This is a genomic window from Micromonospora sp. AMSO12t, assembly GCF_008806585.1.
Classification (GTDB): domain Bacteria; phylum Actinomycetota; class Actinomycetes; order Mycobacteriales; family Micromonosporaceae; genus Micromonospora; species Micromonospora reichwaldensis.
Window position 1 is genome coordinate 1 of record NZ_WAAS01000160.1, and the last position, 14896, is coordinate 14896.

The window sequence follows — 14896 nt, forward strand, 5'->3', positions numbered from 1 at the left end:
CCTCGGCCGGCCGACCCTTCCCAGGAGCCCATGTGCTTCCCCGCTCCGGTGACGTACTGCACGTGACTCGCGCGGCGAGTGTCCAGTTCCTCAGGCCCATCATGTTCCGGGTCATCCGGGTGCTGGACTGGCCGACCTACGACGGCTGGATCTGGCTCGAAGGCTACGAGTTGAACGCATCGGGGGACGCGGTCAGCCGGCGGTCGATCTTCGTCCAGCGGGAGGGGCTGCGCCACCTGCGCTCGGCCCCCGAGCCGCGTCCGCACACCGTGCGGGCGCCGCGCCGGCCCGCCGCCCGCACTCCGGTCCGGGTGGGCTGACCTGCGCGATCGGCAGTCGAGGGGCATGCCGTCGCCATAAGATGAGGTACGCCCACCCCGGCACGTTTCCACCCCGCGCGTCCAGGACCCCGAACCTGGGATGGCCATGGTCAATCAGCCCGCCGCGCGGCGGCACCACCGCTCCCGTATCGCCTACGCCTTCGGACTACTGGCGCTGATCGGCGCCGCCACCACACTGGTGGTCGTGGTCCGCGATCCCGCCCTCTCGTCCACCACGCGGCTGACCACCCCGGTCCCGGCACCGGAGATCACCGTGGTGGACGAGGACCCGCCCTACGGCGACGACGTGCCGGACGCCCTCGACCCCCCGTACGCACTGACCGGGCCGAGGGAACCGGAAGCGCTCGGCGCCGCGGGCGACTCCGGACCCGCAGCCGGGGCGGGGGTTCCCACGGGCTCCCCGGACGGTGCGGCACACGCCGCCCGCCCCGCACCCGACGACGTCCGCCGTTCCCTCTTCTGGTCCGGCATCTTCGGACTGGCCATCTCGCTGGCCGGGCTCGGCATGGTCGGAACGAGACGACGCATGTGGTGACGCGGCGGCGCGGGCCGTAGGCGTGACGACGCAGGTCGTGGCGCTACGCGCTGGCCGGCGGCTCACCGGGTGGCGGTCGGTTCGACCGACGGCGTGACCTCGCCGGTCGGCGAGGCGGCGTCGCGAGCCACCACCAGCGTGACCTCCTCGTCCGCCGGCACCAGCTCCCCCGCCGCCGGCTCGGTGCGGATCACCGTGCCGGCCGGACGGTCCGACGTCTCGTACTCGACCCGGTGGTCCAGCCCGACGTCGTCCAGGATGGCCTGCGCCGTCTCCAGCGGCAGGTTCACCACCGGCGGCATCGGCAGTTCGGCCGGCTCCGAGGGCGTCGGGGACGCCGAGGGCGACGAGCTGGTGGGGGCCGCCGAGGTCGGCGCGGCGGTGGTCGGCGACGCGCGGGTCACCGACGGCGACGGCGACGGCTCCGGCCCGCTCGGACCGTCGTCCGCCGATTGGAGGGCCAGCCACAGCCCGGTGCCGAGCAGGCCGAGCAGCAGCAGCACGATCACGCCCCACAGGATCGGCAGCCACCAGCGCCGCGAGTCCTGCTCCTCCGCGTACCACTCGGCCTCCGGCTGGTCGGCCGGCCCGCCGGGGCGCACCTCCGCCCGGCCGGACCATGCCGCCGGCCCGGACCGCTCCGGCGGCACGGCAGCCGTACGGTCCAGCGGGGCGGTGCCGTCGCCGGGCATCGGCCGGGTGGCGTCGCCGGCGTCCGGGGCGCTCCGGTCGGGGCGGGGCAGCGGCTGCGTACGGTCGGGTTCCGGCCCGGCCGAGGGATCGCCCGGCGGAGGCAGCGGGCGGGTCCGGTCGTCGTGTTCCCCGGCGGGCGGCTCCCGGCGCTCGTCACTCATGCCGGCACTCCGCTCCGCTGCGTGCCGACCTGAGGCACCACCGCACCGTGCCGACGGTTCGCTCGCTGACGCTCACTCATGGCGCGTCCTCTCCCGGCCCGGGCGGGCGTCGCGGGCCCTGACCGCCAACCTAGCGGTCCCGGAGGCCATCGGCCGGGATCAGCGTGTCGGACGCTCCGTCACGGCGTCGGGGAGGGCGAACCGTCGTCCTCCGGCGCGTCGCCGCACCAGATCGACACCTGGTCGTTCCACCGGCCCGCACCGTCGCCGGCCGGATCCTGGCGGCTGACCTTGCCGGTTTTGCCCGTCCGGTACTGCGGGTAGAAGCCCTCGTCGACCAGCTCGTCCGCCGCGTCGTCGCAGTCGTCGCCCACCACGTCCGGCACGGTGGCGGCCGGGGCCGGACCGCTCACGTAGAGCGTCACGGTGCGCCCGGGCTGCACCTCGGCGCCCACCTCCGGGGAGGTTCGCTCCACGGTCGTCCCGGTGCCACGGCCGAAGACGAGCCGCCAGCCCAGCCGCTTCTCGCGGAGCTCCTCGCGGGCGTCCGTGAAATCCTCGCCGACGAGCGGCGGGACCGTCAGCCCGGCGGAGCGGCTCGGTGCGGTCGTCCGGGGAGCCGCCGCCGGCGCGGACCGGCCCGGGGTCGATCGGGTCGCGGCGGGCGTGCTGGTGGCGGGCAGACCCTCCGCCGCCGTCGGCGGGGCCGACGGGTCGTCCTCGCCGGCCAGGAGCCAGCCGCCGGTCGCGCCGACGGCAGCGAGCAGCACGACGGCCAACCCGCCCCTGAGCAGCAGCGTCGACCGGTCCGGCCCGGCGTCGTCCCGCGCGCCCGTGTCCCCGTCCGTCATACGCCCACCCCGCCTCGATCACCGGCGACCGTACCCGCTCCCGTCAACGCCGGCGTCATCGCGGTCGCCCGGGCCGGACCTCCACGACTCGCCGCGCCGACCACGGGACGTTACGCTCCCCGGCATGGCCAGACGAGGCTGGGGAGGATCGATCGCGATCGCGGTCGGCGTCGCTGCCGGCGCGGGCGCGGCCCAACTGGGCTTCGGCTACGGGCTGGGCATCATCAACTGGGCGCCGGCGGACGCGACCGCCGGCGCGACCGCCTGGGTGGCGGGCCTGATCTGGGCCACCTGGATCGCGGCCACCTCGACGGTCTTCGGCGCGGTCTGCGCGCAGCGGCTGCGCGACCGCGCCCCGGCACCGGACACCGGTCCCGCCGACGCGGCTCCGGCCGGACCGGGTGGCGGCGCCCTCGGCTCCGCCGCGCTCGCCGTGGCCGCCGGGGTGGGCGCACTGATCACCGTGCTGCTGGTGGCCGTACCGGCCCGGCAGGCGGTGGCGGTGGCCGACACCGGTTCGCCCCGGAACGTCGCGGCCGCCTACGCGGCGGTCGGCGTGCTGGTCGGCGTGCTGACGGCGGCCTGGGCGCTGCGCTCGCGGGCCGCCGCGAACAACGTGCTCGCCACCGTCGGCTGGCTCTGGCTGCTCGCCGTGATCGCCGTCGTGGACGGCGTGCTGGCCGGGCGCGGCCTGACCAGCGCCCAGCTCGGCATCTGGCAGCTCGGCCCCGACGACGGGCGGTACTGGATCCGCGACTACTTCTACTGGCCGGGGGCGCTGCTGTCCCTCGGTTCCGCGCTGGTGATCGGTGCCCTCGCGGCCCGCCGGGACGCCCGGGACCCCGATCACCGGGTCGGGGCGGCCGTCTCGGGTGCGGCCGGGCCGCTGCTCGTCGCGACCGCGTACTTCCTGGCGGTGCCGAGGCTGACCGCGATCAGCCCGGAGCAGGTGTCGGCGCACCTGATCGCGCCGTACGCGGTGATCGTCGGGGTCGGCGGCGCCGTCCTGGTCACCGTCCTCGCCCAGCGGGCCGCCCGACGGGCCGCGGCCCGGGGGCCGGTGCGGGTCCCCCGCCAACGCACCGGCGAGCCCGCCGACCACCCGGGCGACCCGGGGCGGCAGACCCCTCCGGTCGGCGGCACCGACGGCGACGCCCCGGCGACGCCGGACCGCAGCGACACCCGCACGACGCCGGGCGGCAGCGACGCCTCCGCCAGGTCGGGCGACAGTGACACCTTCACCGGGCCGGGCGGCAGCGACGCCTTCACCAGGCCGGGCGACAGTGACGCCTTCACCGGGTCGGGCGGCAGCGCGCCGGGCGGGGAGCCCGTCGCGGCGGGCGAAGGAGCGTTTCCCGCCGACCGCGAACCGGCGCCGGTCCCCGCCTCCGCGAGACCCGCGGCGGCGTCCGGCACGCCAGCCGGGGAGCCGGCCGCGTCCGGGACGCCGGCCGGGAAGCCGACCGCTTCGGCCCCCGGGGACGGCACGTTGGCGTCGGCGACGACCGGGGAGCCGGCCCTGCCGGCCGCCGACGATCCGGCGGAACCGCAGGCCACCGGCCGCCGATCCCGCTCCGGCCGCCGCACCCGCTGACCGGCGGCCGGGCGGCGTTGGCCACTCCCACCCCGGCCCACTGAGGGGCCTCACCGCCGCACTCCACCCCGGCCCACTGAGGGGCGTCACCGCCTCGGGGCGCCGGGACGGTCAGTCGACGGGCCAGGTGTGCACGGGCTCGTTGCTGCGTTGCAGCTCGGCGTAGCGCTGCACCATGTGGTGCAGGGCGGCGCCCCGGTCCATGCCGCGGTGCCGCTCGGCCGCCCAGACCGCCTCGGTCTGCCAGACCGCGCCGTTGCGGCCCGTACGGCAGCGCTGCTCGATGATGTCGAGCAGCCGGTCGCGTTCGGCCGGGGACACCCCGAACCGGTCGAGCCCGGCGGCCGCCTTGGGCAGCAGGACGTCCAGGACCAGCTTGGTCACCGGCACCTCGCCGAGGCGGGGCCAGTGCAGGACGGCGTCCATGCCGCGCCGGGCGGCGGCGTGGAAGTTCTCCTCGGCGGAGCTGAAGGTGAGCTGGCTCCAGATGGGCCGGTCGGACTCCGCCAGCCCGCGCGCCAGCCCGAAGTAGAAGGCGGCGTTGGCCAGCATGTCGACCACGGTCGGGCCAGCCGGCAGCACGCGGTTCTCCACCCGCAGGTGCGGGCGGCCGTTCATGATGTCGTAGACCGGCCGGTTCCACCGGTAGACGGTGCCGTTGTGCAGGCGCAGCTCGCCCAGCTCCGGCACGCCGCCGCCGTGCAGGACCTCGACCGGGTCCTCGTCCTCGCAGATCGGCAGCAGCGGCGGGAAGTAGCGGACGTTCTCCTCGAAGAGGTCGAAGATCGAGGTGATCCAGCGTTCGCCGAACCAGACCCGGGGTCGTACGCCCTGCGCCTTCAGTTCGTCCGGCCGGGTGTCGGTGGCCTGCTCGAACAGGGCGATGCGGGTCTCCGCCCAGAGCTGCCGCCCGTAGAGGAAGGGCGAGTTGGCCCCGACGGCCACCTGCACCCCGGCGATGGCCTGGGAGGCGTTCCAGTAGTCGGCGAAGCTGTCCGGGGCGACCTGGAGGTGGAACTGGAGGCTGGTGCAGGCGGCCTCGGGGGCGATCGAGTCGGTGTGGGTCTGGAGGCGTTCGACGCCTCGGATGTCGAGCTCGATGTCCTCGCCCCGGGCGCCGACGATCTGGTCGTTGAGCACCCGGTACCGCTCGTTGGTGGAGAGGTTGTCCTCGACGAGGTGACGCTCGGTGAGGGTGGGCAGGATGCCGACCAGGACGATCTTCGCGTCCGACTTGGCGGCCCGCTCGTCGGCGCGGGAGAGGCTGCCGCGCAGGTCCTGCTCGTAGTCGGCGAAGCCGTCGCCCTCGATCAGCCGGGGCGGCGCGTTCAGCTCCAGGTTGAACTGGCCCAGCTCGGTCTGGAAGAGCGGATCGGCGATGTCGGCGAGGATCTGGTCGTTGCGCATCGCCGGCTCGGCCGCCGAGTCGACCAGGTTCAGCTCGATCTCCAGCCCGGTCATCGGCCGGTCGGCGTCGAAGCCGAAGTCGTCCAGCATCAGGGCGAAGACGTCCAGGCACCGCCGGACCTTCTGTCGGTAGCGGACCCGGTCCTCCCGGGAGAAGGCGCCCTGCTCGACGTCCCTGCCCATGTTTCCTCCCGGCGCGAGGCGCAGTCGGACCGTACCGGCCCGGTAAGCGCGTGGTGAACCCCTCCACGTTAGGAGTGTCGGCATCGCCGGGACCAGAGGAGGTCGCGGCGGTCCCACGGCCGGGACGACCGTACTCCGGTCGGCGGACGCGCTCCCGGCGGCATCTCTACCCAGCCGGTGCCGCCCGGCACCAGATCGGTCCGCGAATGAGTCGTGACAAATCGCACCCGGTCGGTGACTTCCACCCTACGTACACGCGTCGGGCCCGCGCCGTGACGCGGCGCGGGCCCGGAAGCGGTACGGCGGATCAGGCCTGGCGGACGGCCTCGCCCTCGATCTCGATCTTGATCTTCTTGCCGACCAGCACGCCCCCGGTCTCCAGAGCGACGTTCCAGGTCAGGCCGAAGTCCTCACGGTCGATCTCGGTGGAGGCGGAGAAGCCGAAGATGTCCTGCCCGAACGGGCTGCGGCCCACGCCCTCGAACTCGACCTCCAGGTCGACCGGGCGGGTGACGCCCTTGATGGTCAGGTCGCCGGAGAGGACGAACTCGTTGCCGTCGCGGGACTTCACGGCCGTGCTGCGGAACTCCAGGGTCGGGAAGGCCTCGGCGTCGAGGAACTCGGGGCTGCGCAGGTGCGCGTCCCGGTCGGCCTGGTTGGTGTTGATGGTGGCCGCCTGGATGGTGGCGCTGACCGAGGACTGCATCGGGTCCTCGGCGACGGTGATGGTGGCGCTGGCGTCGGCGAACTCACCGCGTACCTTGCTGACCATCATGTGCCGGGCGACGAAGCCCACGCGCTTGTGCGCGGCGTCCAGCAGGTAGGTGCCGGCGGTCGGGATGGTGAGGCCGTCCCAGTCGCGGGTAACCGGTGCGGTGCTGCTGGTCATGAAGCTGCCCTCCGTGGGGGAAGTTGTTTAGTAGCCCAACGACTGTCGCAGCAACTATAGGCACAGCAATATTCCTCGTGTCAAGTACTGCTACGATGGGCGCGTGGACCAGAACGTGTTCGACGACCCCCGGATCACCGCTGTCGGCCTGCTCGTCGAGGCGCACGCCGGGCTCTCGGCCCGGTTCGCCGCCCAGTTCGAGGAGCACGGCCTCTCACCGGTCGAGTTCGAGGTGCTGACCAGACTCGCCCGCTCACCCGGCAACCAGTTACGGATGACCGACCTCGCCGCCCAGACCTCGCTCTCGACGAGCGGCGTCACTCGCGTGGTGGACCGGATGGAACGCGACGGGCTGCTCACCCGCCGCGCCTGCCCCTCCGACCGGCGCAGCTCGTTCGCCGTGGTCACCGCCACCGGCCTGCAACGCCTCGACGAGACCCTGCCCGGGCACCTACGGATCATCGAGCAGTGGTTCACCGGCCAGCTCGAGCCGGCGGCCCTGGACGCCCTGCTCGACGGGCTGCGCCGGGTCCGGGACGCGGTGCACCCCGGCGCCACCGCCGGAAGCACCGGATCCGCCGCCGACTGCGACGAGACGGTCACGCCCTCCTGACCCGTTCCCGGGCCCGCTCGGCACCGGCAGAAAGAGCGGCAGAACTGCTGCGCCCACGGGACGATAGACGTTCAAACCGGACGGGACGGCGTGCGGGCGGTGGCTAGTCTTCGGGCAGTGGGGACGCACCGGGGGGTGATGGCGCGGGCGACGAGCGAGGGGTAGCAAGAGGGGCTTCGTCGCCCGCGTCACCCCCGGTCGCTCTGCGCAACGCCCTCCACTCGCTCTGCGCCACGCCCTCCACGCGACGACCGACGCCGTCGCCGACGGGCCACCCGTTCCGGCCCGCTCTCCACGGGCGCAGTTGCTCCTCCTCGTGCGGCAGCAGCCGGACACCGCTCTGCCGGCAGGCCCGGTCGAGACGGTCCAGCACGCCGGGGTCGCCCGAGCTGGCGGCCAGCCCCACCAGCGCCTCCACCACGTCACGCCGGTCCTGGCCGTCGACGCCCGCTTCCGCCGCCGCGGCGAACCACTCCGCCGCCAGCTCGCGGTCGCCCCGGCACAGGGCCAGGTTCCCCTCGATCAGCGCGCAGATCCCGTCCTCCGGGCGTGCCCCGGGCGTCGGCGCACCCGGCAGGCGCCCGGGCGACCAGGCCTCCTCGGCGCGGGGCACCGGGGGCGGGCGCAGCTCGGCCAGCACCTCGGCCGCCTCGGCGGACCGGCCGTCGCGGGCCAGCGCCAGCCCCACCGTGCCGAGCACCCGGCGACGGTGGCCCGGGTCGCCGAGGTCCGCCAGCGCCGCCACCACCCGCCGGCCCTGGTCGACGGCGTCGGCGTAGCGGCCCTCCAGGCGGGACACCTCGGCGAGGTTGGCCCGCGCGAGCACCCGCAGCCGCTGCTCCCCGCCCTGCGCGGCGAGCCGGTCGACCGCGGCCAGCCGGCGCCGGGCGGCCGCCAGGTCACCTACCCGGATGTCGTGCCAGGCGAGGTTGTTCTGCGCCACCGTCATGTCGCGGGCCCGCCCGTGCCGGACGGCCAGCGCGAGCACCGCCTCGGCCTGCGTACGCGCCTCGTCGTGCTCGCCGAGGGCGATCAGCAGCGCGCAGAGCACCGAGCGCGCCTCCAACTCCCCGGTGACGTCACCCGCGTCCCGGAACGCGGCCAACGCCCGCCGCGCGGCCGGCAACTCCTCGGCCCCGGCGCCGTGCTCGGCGGCGAGCCGGGCCACCCCGAGGAACGCCCATGCCCGCAGCACCGGGTCGACATCGGCGGTACGCGGATCCGCCAGCAGGCGCCGGAGCCACTGCCTGCCGGGGACGTCGCGCCCCCGGAACCGCCACCACCGTGACAGCGACGCCGCCAACCGCAGTGCGGTCAACGGGTCGTCGACGGCGGCGTGCGCCAGGGCGGAGCTGATGTCGCCGGACACCTCGTCCAGGCGGTGCACCGCCGCCGGCAGGTTGGCCCCGACCAGCTCCGGCGCGGTCCGCGCCACCAGCCGGGCGACGACCTGCGCGTGCCGGCGCCGGATCGCGGTCAGCTCGCCCGCGCCGGTCGCCTGCTCCGCGGCGAAGTCCCGTACGGCGTCGAGCAGGCGGAACCGGAACGGCCCGGCGCCCCGGACGCTGAGCAGACCGAGCTCGACGAGCCGGTCGAGCAGCGGCACCGGGTCCACGACCACCGTCCCGTCCCGGTCGGCGGGATCGGCGAGCATCTCCTCGGCCAGCTCGACCGACCAGCGGTTGCCGAACGCGGCGAGCCGGCGCAACGCGGCCCGCTCGTCGGGGGCGAGGAGGCGGTAGCTGACGGCCACCGCGTCCCGCAGGGTCTCCGCCACCGCCGCCCGTGGGCTCTCCGGACGGCCCGGCTCCGTGCTGTCCCAGCCCGGCCGCCCGGCCGCCCCCGACGAGGTGGTCAGGTCGAGGACGCGGTCGCCGTACCGGTCGAGCAGCTCGTTGAGGTCGAGGATCCGGCCCCGGGCCGCCATCAGCTCGATGGCGAGCGGGAGCCCGCCCAGGCGGCGTACCAGGGCGGCGAGGGCGGGCAGCTCGGCGGGACCGGGCGGCTCCCGGCGGACCTGGGCGAGCCGGGCGGTGAAGAGAGCCACGGCGGGATAGTCGGCCAGCGCCGCCGGGCCCTCCCGCTCGCTGCCCGGCGGCGGTACGTCGAGCGGGGCGACCGGCCACACCCGCTCCCCGGGCAGGCCGACCGGGTGCCGGCCGGTGACCAGCACCCGCAGCGACGGCACCGCCCCGGCGAGCCGGTGCACCGTCTCGGCGACCGCGTCGGGAGCCCGCTCGGCCGCGTCCACGAGCAGCAGCGCCGGCCGGCCGGCGAGGCGGGCGCTCAGCTCGGGCAGCCGGGCGACACCGAAGACGGCGACCGAGGCGGAGAGCACGTCGGCCGCGTCCGAGCCCTCGCCGATGAGCACTCCGGCCGCCCCGCCGGGATGGTCGTCGGCGACCGCGTGGACCACCGAGAGGGCCAGCGCGGTCTTGCCCACGCCGGCCAGCCCGACCAGGCTGGCCAGCCGGGGCCCGCGCCCGTCGGTGAACAACCCGACCAGCTCGGTCAGGTCACGGTCCCGGCCGACCAGCGCGACCGGGGGCGGGAGCGCGGCCGGCGTACCGGCGTGGTGGTCGAGGTCGACGCGGGCCGGCGGGGCGCCGCGGGTGGTGGCCGGCGCGGCGGTCGGGACCGGCCCCCGGGCGGCGGCCAGGAACGTCGACCGGGCGGCTCCGGCCAGCTCCAGCGCGCCGGCGAGCAGCTCGACCGTGGTGCGCTGCGGCCGGGACGAGCGGCCCCGCTCCAGGTCGCGGACGGTCCGGATGCCCACACCGGCCCGGCCAGCCAGCTCGGCCTGGGTCAGGCCGGCGGCGAGCCGGTGCCCGCGCAACAGCTCCGGCAGCCCGGCACGACCGCCCGGATGCGGCGAACGATCATGATCCGGCGTCATGGGCAGGAAGGGTACGGACGGGGTACGACCGACGGCAGCCGAGCGTCGCCCTGCCGACGCCCCGGCGCGGATATCCGACAGCGGACCGGTCACACCGGGCGGGCCCGGTGGCGCGGAGGCGACTGCCTCGACGCCACCGGACCCGTCGCCGTCACATGCCCAGATCGCGCGCGATGATCATGCGCTGCACCTCGGACGTGCCCTCGCCGATCTCCAGGATCTTGGAGTCGCGCCAGAAGCGGGCCACCGGGTACTCGTTCATGAAGCCGTAGCCACCGTGGATCTGGGTGGCCTCGCGGGCGTTGTCCACGGCGATGGTGCTGGCGTGCAGCTTGGCGATGGCGGCCTGCCGCTTGAACGGCTCGCCGGCGAGCATCCGCGCCGCCGCGTCGTAGTAGGCCAGCCGGGCGGTGTGCGCCTTCATCTCCATGTCGGCGATCTTGAACTGGATCGCCTGGTAGTTGCCGATCGGCTGGCCGAACGCCTGGCGTTCCTTCGCGTACCGGATCGACTCGTCGACGCAGCCCTGGGCGAGGCCGACGGCCAGGGCGGCGATGGCGATCCGCCCCTCGTCGAGGATGCGCAGGAACTGGGCGAAGCCCCGGCCGCGCTCGCCGAGCAGGTTCGCGGCCGGCACCCGGCAGTCGTCGAAGGTCAGCTCGTGGGTGTCCGAGGCGTTCCAGCCGACCTTCGAGTAGCCCGGCGCGACGGTGAAGCCCGGCGTACCCGAGGGGACGATGATGGTGGACAGCTCCTTGGCGCCGTCCGGGCGGGTGCCGGTGACCGCGGTGACGGTGACCAGCGCCGTGATGTCGGTGCCCGAGTTGGTGATGAACGCCTTGGAGCCGTTGATCACCCACTCGTCCGTCGACTCGTCGAGCACCGCGCGGGTCTGAGTGCCGCCGGCGTCCGATCCGGTGCCCGGCTCGGTCAGCCCGAAGCCGGCCAGCGCCTCGCCGCTGAGCAGCTTCGGCAGCCACGTCGCCTTCTGCTCGTCGGTGCCGAAGCGGTAGATCGGCATCGCGCCCAGCGAGACCGCCGCCTCCAGGGTGATGGCGACGCTGGAGTCGACCCGGGCCAGCTCCTCCAGGGCGAGGCAGAGTGCGAAGTAGTCGCCGCCCATGCCGCCGTGCTCCTCCGCGAAGGGCAGGCCGAACAGACCCATCTTGCCCATCTGCCGGATCACCTCGTACGGGAAGGTGTGCTTCTCGTAGTGCTCCGCGATGACCGGGGCGACCACCTCGCGCGCGAATTCCCGCACGCTCTCCCGCAGCGCCTCTTGCTCCTCGGTGAGCCGGAAGTCCATGGAATCCTCCTGTGTGGATGGGCCGCCGGGCGCTCGTGACGCCGGGAACGGACGGGTCGCTGGTGCGGTGCGGGCCCGCGCCGGCCGGGTGGGGCCGGCGGCGGGATCAGACCGGGGTGACGCCGTGCCGGCGCCGGGAGAAGTGCCGCTCCTTCGTGCGGGCGGCGGCGAACCGGCGGACCAGCTCCGCGCGCAGCTCGTGCGGCTCGACGATCGCGTCGACGACCAGCTCGCTGGCGAGCCGGACCACGTCGATGTCGCGCTCGTACTCCTCGCGCTTCGCGGCGACGAACGCGGCCCGCTCGGTCTCGTCCCCGATCGCGGCGATCTTGTTCGCGTAGACCGCGTTGACCGCCGCCTCCGCGCCCATCACGGCGATCTTGGCGGTGGGCAGCGCGATCGTGGCCTCCGGCTCGAAGCCGGGACCGGCCATCGCGTAGAGGCCGGCGCCGTACGCCTTGCGGACCACCACGCAGATCTTGGGTACGGTCGCCTCCGAGATCGCGGTGATCATCTTGGCGCCGTGCCGGATGATGCCCTGCTTCTCCACCGCGCTGCCGACCATGAACCCGGGCACGTCGGAGAGGAAGAGCAGCGGCACGTTGAACGCGTCGCAGAGCTGCACGAAGCGGGTGGCCTTGTCGGCCGAGTCGACGAAGAGGACCCCGCCCTTGAACATCGAGTTGTTGCCGACCACGCCGACGACCTCGCCGTTGAGCCGGCCGAAGCCGATGGTCAACTCCTTGGCCCAGAGCGCCTGGATCTCGAAGAAGGAGCCGTCGTCGAGCAGGCCCTTGACGTACCGCCGCATGTCGAACGCCTGCCGCTCGCTCGCCGGCACCAGCGCGGCCAGGTCGGCCTTCTCCGGCGCCGCGACGGCGGGCACGGCCGGCGGGGCCTGCGTCCAGTTGGTCGGGAGGTACGACAGGTAGCGCCGCACCACGTCAAGCGCGTCGGCCTCGGTCTTGCAGAGGAAGTGCCCGACGCCCGACTCGGCGCAGTGCACCTTGGCGCCGCCCATGGCCTCCAGCGTGGTCTTCTCGCCAGTGACCATCTCGACCATCCGGTCGGAGCCGAGGTACATGCTGGCGTTGCCGTCGACCATGGCGACCACGTCGCAGAACGCCGGGATGTACGCCCCGCCGGCCGCGCTCGGCCCGAACAGCGCGCAGACCTGCGGGATGGAGCCGGAGGCGCGGACCTGGTTCCAGAAGATCTTGCCGGCGCCGCGGCGGCCGGGGAAGAGGTCGACCTGGTCGGTGATCCGGGCGCCGGCCGAGTCGACCAGGTAGACCATCGGCACGCTTGTCGAGTAGGCCCGCTCGATGATCCGGATGATCTTCTCGACGGTGCGGGCGCCCCAGCTGCCGGCCTTGACCGTGGAATCGTTCGCCATCAGGCAGACCGGGCGGCCGTCGATGGTGGCGGTGCCGGTCACCACGCCGTCGGCGGGGAGGCCCTCGGCCATCGCGTTGGCGTAGAGGCCGTCCTCGACGAAGGAGCCCTCGTCGACCAGGAGCGCGACCCGCTCCCGGGCGAAGAGCTTGCCCTTGGCGGCGTTCGCCGCGTGGTACTTGTCCGCACCGCCGGCCCGGGCCCGCTTGCGCAGCTGCTCCAGTGCCTCACCGTCGAGCGTCACGCCGACTCCCTCGCCACCTGAGCCGGTCACCTCGCGGGCGGACCGACTGACCTGAACGATCGTTAGGCTAGCGCATCCCCCCACCCCCCGGCGACCCACGGCCGACGGAGGAGACGCCACCCGGCCGTACCCGGCCGATAGGCATTGAAAATCATGAATTTATAGGGCTACGCTCCTGACACCCCTCCTCCCGGATTGGAGTCAACGATGACCTCACGGCTCAACCGGCTCGCGGTCGCGTTCGTCGCGACGGCACTGGCCACCCTCGGCGTCACGGTCGCCAACCCGTCACCCGCCTCCGCCGCCATGACCATCTGCTACAACACCAGCCAGGCGGGGAGCTTCGCCGGCACCGCCAACCAGGCCGCCTCGATCTGGAACAACGCCACGTCGAACCTGACGCTCACGGCGAACTGCGGCTCCAACCTGCGGATCTACCAGATCACCGGCGGCGGCTCGTACGCCGTCCGGACCAGCCTCGGCAACGGGCGGGTCTACATCGACACCCAGCAGGCCCAGCAGTACAGCCCGCTGCGGATCATGACCCACGAGATCGGGCACATCCTCGGCCTGCCCGACAACTACAACGGCAACTGCGCGCTGCTGATGTCCGGCGGCAGCGCCGGCACCAGCTGCACCAACCCGTACCCGAGCACCACCGAGGCGAACCGGGTCACCAACCTCTTCGCCGGCACCCTCAGCACCAACCGCGCCGGGTCGCAGATCTTCCAGGACAGCTGGCCGAGCATGCTCACCACGGTGGGCTGACCGACCGGGCATGACGGAGGGGCCGGCGTCGTGCCGGCCCCTCCCGCGTGTGGTCAGCCCGGCAGCGGCGTCAGCCGGGTACGCGGCCCGGCGCGGAGCACCCCCGACGGGAGCCGCTTGCCGACCAGCTCCTCGGCCAGCTCGGCCACCTCGACCAGGGCGTCCAGGTCGATGCCGGTGTCGACGCCCATGTCGTGCAGCATGTGCACCGCCTCCTCGGTGGCCAGGTTGCCGCTGGCCCCCGGCGCGTACGGGCAGCCGCCGAGGCCGCCGACGCTGGCGTCGAACTCGGTGACCCCCAGTTCCAGCGCGGTCAGCATGTTGGCCAGCGCGGTGCCCCGGGTGTTGTGGAAGTGCAGCAGCACGGGGACGTGCGCGTTGCGGTCGCGTACCGCCGTCAGCAGCTCGCGGACCCGTCGGGGCGTACCCATGCCGGTGGTGTCGCCGAAGGCCACCCGGTCGGCGCCGTCGCGGACCACCCGGTCCACGATGCCGGCCACCCGGGCCGGGTCGGTGTCCCCCTCGTACGGGCAGCCGAAGCTGGTCGCCACGATCACCTCGGCCTGCGCGCCGGCGCCGTGCAGCAGGTCGATCAACTCGGCGATGTCGTCCAGCGACTCGTCTGTGGAGCGGTTGACGTTGCGCCGGTTGTGCGTGTCGCTGGCCGAGACCACCACCTCGATCTCGGTGAAGCCGGCGGCCAGGGCCCGCTGCGCGCCCCGGGTGTTCGGCACCAGCGCCGAGTAGCGCACGCCGTCGGCCTTCGCGGCCCGCTGCCATACCTCGTCGGCGTCGGCCATCTGCGGGATCGCCTTCGGGTGCACGAACGAGACGGCCTCGATCCGCTGCACGCCGGTGCCGGAGAGGGCGTCGAGCAGCCGCACCTTGGCCTCGGTCGGGATCGGCTCCTCGTTCTGGAGCCCGTCGCGCGGCCCGACCTCCCGGATCGACACGGAGTTCGGCATTTCCGCCATAAGGGGTCACCTCACTGTGACGCAGAGCTGTTCTGTCCCCTCCAGC

Annotated in this window: 12 protein-coding genes and 1 pseudogene; 5 read left to right on the forward strand and 8 right to left on the reverse strand. The window is 74.1% G+C overall.

Annotation, left to right across the window (positions count from 1 at the left end; all coding sequences use genetic code 11):
• Positions 1-32 precede the first annotated feature (32 nt).
• Together F6X68_RS21465 and F6X68_RS21470 are read left to right on the forward strand one after the other, a co-directional pair.
• On the forward strand, positions 33-320 hold the full coding sequence (locus F6X68_RS21465) for a hypothetical protein (RefSeq protein WP_151455970.1): 288 nt from the start codon (positions 33-35) through the stop codon (positions 318-320).
• 100 nt (positions 321-420) lie between these two features.
• Positions 421-876, forward strand: a complete 456-nt coding sequence (locus tag F6X68_RS21470; RefSeq protein WP_192581485.1) for a hypothetical protein — start codon at positions 421-423, stop codon at positions 874-876.
• 62 nt (positions 877-938) lie between these two features.
• Here the strand turns inward: F6X68_RS21470 and F6X68_RS21475 are convergent, their stop codons facing one another.
• Together F6X68_RS21475 and F6X68_RS21480 are read right to left on the reverse strand one after the other, a co-directional pair.
• Complete coding sequence (locus tag F6X68_RS21475; protein WP_151455972.1) at positions 939-1730, reverse strand: PASTA domain-containing protein; 792 nt, start codon at positions 1728-1730, stop codon at positions 939-941.
• 179 nt (positions 1731-1909) lie between these two features.
• Complete coding sequence (locus tag F6X68_RS21480) at positions 1910-2581, reverse strand: PASTA domain-containing protein (protein WP_151455973.1); 672 nt, start codon at positions 2579-2581, stop codon at positions 1910-1912.
• A gap of 124 nt (positions 2582-2705) precedes the next feature.
• Between F6X68_RS21480 and F6X68_RS21485 the strand changes: the two genes are divergently transcribed.
• Entirely contained in the window at positions 2706-4175 is a 1470-nt protein-coding gene (locus F6X68_RS21485; protein ID WP_225852339.1) for a hypothetical protein, read from the forward strand.
• 111 nt (positions 4176-4286) lie between these two features.
• On the opposite strand, the gene F6X68_RS21490 is transcribed toward F6X68_RS21485, so the two are convergent.
• Positions 4287-5765, reverse strand: coding sequence for a glutamate--cysteine ligase (locus tag F6X68_RS21490; protein WP_151455974.1), 1479 nt, complete (start codon positions 5763-5765; stop codon positions 4287-4289).
• 307 nt (positions 5766-6072) lie between these two features.
• Positions 6073-6654 (reverse strand): YceI family protein, encoded by a 582-nt coding sequence (locus F6X68_RS21495; protein ID WP_151455975.1) that lies wholly within the window; start codon positions 6652-6654, stop codon positions 6073-6075.
• Between the two features lie 103 nt (positions 6655-6757).
• Here F6X68_RS21495 and F6X68_RS21500 point away from each other — a divergent pair, with 103 nt between their 5' ends.
• A complete protein-coding gene (locus F6X68_RS21500) occupies positions 6758-7267 on the forward strand; it encodes a MarR family winged helix-turn-helix transcriptional regulator (RefSeq protein ID WP_151455976.1) in 510 nt (169 codons plus the stop codon).
• Between the two features lie 301 nt (positions 7268-7568).
• Here the strand turns inward: F6X68_RS21500 and F6X68_RS21505 are convergent.
• The 3 genes and pseudogenes from F6X68_RS21505 to F6X68_RS21515 form a co-directional block, all read right to left on the reverse strand.
• Positions 7569-10163: pseudogene (locus tag F6X68_RS21505) on the reverse strand (helix-turn-helix domain-containing protein); the annotation flags it as partial.
• A gap of 151 nt (positions 10164-10314) precedes the next feature.
• Positions 10315-11469, reverse strand: a complete 1155-nt coding sequence (locus F6X68_RS21510; protein WP_121397345.1) for an acyl-CoA dehydrogenase family protein — start codon at positions 11467-11469, stop codon at positions 10315-10317.
• Positions 11470-11575: 106 nt separating this feature from the next.
• Complete coding sequence (locus F6X68_RS21515; RefSeq protein ID WP_151455978.1) at positions 11576-13108, reverse strand: acyl-CoA carboxylase subunit beta; 1533 nt, start codon at positions 13106-13108, stop codon at positions 11576-11578.
• A gap of 207 nt (positions 13109-13315) precedes the next feature.
• On the opposite strand from F6X68_RS21515, the gene F6X68_RS21520 reads away from it, so the two are divergent.
• The gene (locus F6X68_RS21520; RefSeq protein WP_151455979.1) at positions 13316-13876 is read left to right on the forward strand and encodes a snapalysin family zinc-dependent metalloprotease; all 561 of its coding nucleotides are present in this window, start codon (positions 13316-13318) and stop codon (positions 13874-13876) included.
• A gap of 53 nt (positions 13877-13929) precedes the next feature.
• On the opposite strand, the gene F6X68_RS21525 is transcribed toward F6X68_RS21520, so the two are convergent.
• A complete protein-coding gene (locus F6X68_RS21525) occupies positions 13930-14850 on the reverse strand; it encodes a hydroxymethylglutaryl-CoA lyase (RefSeq protein ID WP_151455980.1) in 921 nt (306 codons plus the stop codon).
• Positions 14851-14896: the final 46 nt, after the last annotated feature.

What these genes read in the sequence shown, in the direction of transcription:
- F6X68_RS21470 (WP_192581485.1), top strand. Translation starts at nt 421, where the DNA reads ATGGCCATGGTCAATCAGCCCGCCGCGCGGCGGCACCACCGCTCCCGT.
- F6X68_RS21475 (WP_151455972.1), bottom strand. Translation starts at nt 1,730, where the DNA reads ATGAGTGACGAGCGCCGGGAGCCGCCCGCCGGGGAACACGACGACCGG.
- F6X68_RS21480 (WP_151455973.1), bottom strand. Translation starts at nt 2,581, where the DNA reads ATGACGGACGGGGACACGGGCGCGCGGGACGACGCCGGGCCGGACCGG.
- F6X68_RS21485 (WP_225852339.1), top strand. Translation starts at nt 2,706, where the DNA reads ATGGCCAGACGAGGCTGGGGAGGATCGATCGCGATCGCGGTCGGCGTC.
- F6X68_RS21490 (WP_151455974.1), bottom strand. Translation starts at nt 5,765, where the DNA reads ATGGGCAGGGACGTCGAGCAGGGCGCCTTCTCCCGGGAGGACCGGGTC.
- F6X68_RS21495 (WP_151455975.1), bottom strand. Translation starts at nt 6,654, where the DNA reads ATGACCAGCAGCACCGCACCGGTTACCCGCGACTGGGACGGCCTCACC.
- F6X68_RS21510 (WP_121397345.1), bottom strand. Translation starts at nt 11,469, where the DNA reads ATGGACTTCCGGCTCACCGAGGAGCAAGAGGCGCTGCGGGAGAGCGTG.
- F6X68_RS21520 (WP_151455979.1), top strand. Translation starts at nt 13,316, where the DNA reads ATGACCTCACGGCTCAACCGGCTCGCGGTCGCGTTCGTCGCGACGGCA.
- F6X68_RS21525 (WP_151455980.1), bottom strand. Translation starts at nt 14,850, where the DNA reads ATGGCGGAAATGCCGAACTCCGTGTCGATCCGGGAGGTCGGGCCGCGC.